The sequence below is a fragment of the Actinophytocola sp. genome, assembly GCF_036402745.1.
GTDB lineage: Bacteria > Actinomycetota > Actinomycetes > Mycobacteriales > Pseudonocardiaceae > Actinophytocola.
This window is the reverse complement of record NZ_DASWSJ010000257.1, coordinates 1-2881: the sequence shown is the minus strand read 5'-3', so window position 1 is coordinate 2881 and position 2881 is coordinate 1. Positions and strand designations below refer to the sequence as shown.

The 2881-nt window shown below is 72.3% G+C and carries 3 protein-coding genes; all 3 read left to right on the top strand.

Going from position 1 to position 2881, the window contains the following annotated elements; all coding sequences use genetic code 11:
• Nucleotides 1-409 precede the first annotated feature (409 nt).
• A complete protein-coding gene (locus VGD70_RS24400; RefSeq protein WP_331085176.1) occupies nt 410-1156 on the top strand; it encodes a maleylpyruvate isomerase N-terminal domain-containing protein in 747 nt (248 codons plus the stop codon).
• Nucleotides 1153-2019: a formyltetrahydrofolate deformylase gene (gene purU, locus VGD70_RS24395; RefSeq protein WP_331085174.1), complete on the top strand. Its 867-nt coding sequence runs from the start codon at nt 1153-1155 to the stop codon at nt 2017-2019. The genes VGD70_RS24400 and purU overlap by 4 nt, the downstream gene beginning before the upstream one ends.
• Nucleotides 2019-2881: isopenicillin N synthase family dioxygenase (locus VGD70_RS24390; protein ID WP_331085172.1), on the top strand; the 863-nt coding region annotated here is incomplete at its 3' end. The genes purU and VGD70_RS24390, both read left to right, overlap by 1 nt.

The following is a 2881-nucleotide window of genomic DNA, read 5'->3' as shown; positions in this document are numbered from 1 at the left end:
TGCTGGCCGTGCGGCGCGCCGAGCTGCGGTGGATCGACGGTGTCGTCGCCGCCCTCCGCTCCGGCGAGCTCACGTGGTCCGAGGAGTGGATCCGCGCGATCGCCGAGAAGCTGGAGGGCGGCTAGTCCGCCTCCCCGGGATTAACAGTGTGCGTTGCGTCCCGGCGAATGGTGTGGGTATCGAGGTGGGTGGTGGCTGGGTGCCGTCACGGTCCCCTGAGGTTCCGGTGGTCGGCGCATGACTTCACACGAAGATCTACGAGACAGGCCTTAGTGCTTCGGCACGGGAGGCTGGGGCGTTCGTCGGGGACCCGGTTGGCCGCCGGCCGGGAGAGCCGCGGCCTCCCGGTGGCGGTGAGGTTGCCCATCGATGGGGTCTGGAATGGGCGCCGGCGCACTATCCTCCACGAGTGGATTTCGCCAGCTATCTCGAGCAGGTGGCGCGCCAGGCGGCCGCCCTGCGCGCCGCGGCCGTCGCCGCGGGACCCGGCGCCCCGGTGCCGACGTGTCCTGAGTGGACAGTGCGTGGCCTCGTCCGGCACATCGCCCGGGTGCACAACTGGGTCATCAAGGCGCTCGACGCCGTGCCCACCGCCGAGGGCGTGCGGCCCGACCGGCCGCCGGAGGTCTGGGACGAGCTGCTGCCCTGGTGGGACGACCAGGTCGCCGCCATGGTCGGCACGCTCGAGGCCAAGGGCCCGGACGCGCCCGCGTGGGTCTTCCACCCCGAGGTCGAGACCACCGCCGTGTTCTGGGCCCGCCGCCAGGCGCACGAGACCGCCATCCACCGGCTCGACGCCGAGCACGCCAACGCCGGCTCCGACGGCGCGGCCGCGGTCCCGTCGCTGGTCTTCGAGCCCGACTTCGCCGCCGACGGGATCGACGAGGCGCTCGTGCTCATGGTCCCCCGCAAGCTCGCGCGCGAGCGGCCGGACGCCAAGGGCACCGTGCTGTTCCACGCCGCCGACGCGGGCCGCGCGTGGACCGTGCACCTCGAGCCGGGCGAGGTCCCGCGGGTCACCACGGCCGAGGAGGTCGACACCGACGCGTCCGTCGTCGGCACCGCGGACGCCGTCTACCGCGCCACCTGGCACCGGCCGAGCACCGCCGTCACCACCGGCGACCAGACCCTCGTCGACACCCTCCGCACGCCATGAGCCGCCGGTACGTGATCACCTTCGGGTGCCCGGACCGCATCGGGATCGTGGCCCGGATCGCGACCTTCCTCGCCGACCTCGGCGGGCTGATCGTCGAGGCCGCGTACCACACCGACCAGGACACCGGCTGGTTCTTCACCCGCCAGGAGATCAGTGCCGACACCGTGCCGATCGACATCGACGAGCTGCGCCGGCGCTTCGGCGAGCTGGCCGCCACGCTCGCCGAGCGGAGCGACTGGCAGATCATGGACACCGCCGAGCGCCGCCGCGTCGTGATCCTGGTGTCGAAGGAGGGCCACTGCCTCTACGACATCCTCAGCCGCGTCGCGTCCGGCGAGCTCGACATCGACGTGGCCGCGGTGATCGGCAACCACCCGGACCTCGCGGACATCACCGGGGCGCACGGGATCCCGTTCCACCACGTGCCGTTCCCCGCCGGTGATCCGGACGGCAAGTCCGAGGCGTTCGTGCGGCTGCGCGGGCTGGTCGAGGAGAGCGACGCGCACGCGATCGTGCTGGCCCGGTTCATGCAGATCGTGCCGGCGGACCTCTGTGCCGCGTGGGAGGGCCGGGCGATCAACATCCACCACAGCTTCCTCCCGTCGTTCGTCGGCGCGAAGCCCTACCACCAGGCACACCGCCGCGGCGTGAAGCTGATCGGCGCCACGTGCCACTACGTCACCGCGGAGCTCGACGCCGGCCCGATCATCGACCAGGACGTGATCCGGGTGGGGCACGCCGACTCGATCACCGACATGGTGCGCCGGGGTCGCGACATCGAGAAGGTCGTGCTCGCGCGGGGCCTGCGCTGGCACCTGGAGAACCGGGTTCTGGTGCACGGCAACAAGACCGTGGTGTTCTAGTGCTCCCGGTCGTCGACATCTCCGACCCCGCCGCGGTGGCCGGCGAGATCGAACGGGCCTGCCGGGACACCGGGTTCTTCTACGTCACCGGCCACGGGGTGCCCGCCGCGCTCCGGGAGCGGCTCGACGCGCAGAGCCGGGAGTTCTTCGCGTTGCCGCTCGAGGAGAAGCTCGAGATCGAGATGTCGCGCGGCGGGCGGGCGTGGCGCGGGTACTTCCCGGTCGGGGCGGAGCTGACCGCCGGCGAGGAGGACCTCAAGGAGGGCCTGTACTTCGGGTCCGAGCAGCCGCCGTCCGAGCTGCCGCTGCACGGCCCGAACCTGTTCCCGCACCAGGTGCCCGGGCTGCGGGACACCGTGCTGTCCTATGTGGACGCCCTGACTCTCGCCGGCCAGGACGTGCTGCGCGGCATCGCGGCGAGCCTCGGCCTCGCTGCGGACTACTTCGCGGCCGGCTACACCGCGTCGCCGACGGTGCTGTTCCGGATCTTCCACTACCCACCCGCGCCGTCGGGTGGCGCCGGCTGGGGCGTCGGCGAGCACACCGACTACGGCCTGCTGACCCTCCTGGCCCAGGACGACAACGGTGGGCTGCAGGTGCACACGCCCGGCGGATGGGTCGACGCGCCGCCGCTGCCGGACACCTTCGTGTGCAACATCGGCGACATGCTGGAACGCCTGACCGCGGGCTGGTACCGGTCGACGCCGCACCGGGTGCGGAACACGAGCGGGCGCAACCGGTTGTCGTTCCCGTTCTTCCTGGACCCGGACTTTTCCTCGGAAGTGCCGCCTTTGCCGGACCGCGCGGCGGTCTCGTCGGGTGGGCGGCGGCGCTGGGACGGGGCGAGCCCGCTGGCGTTCAC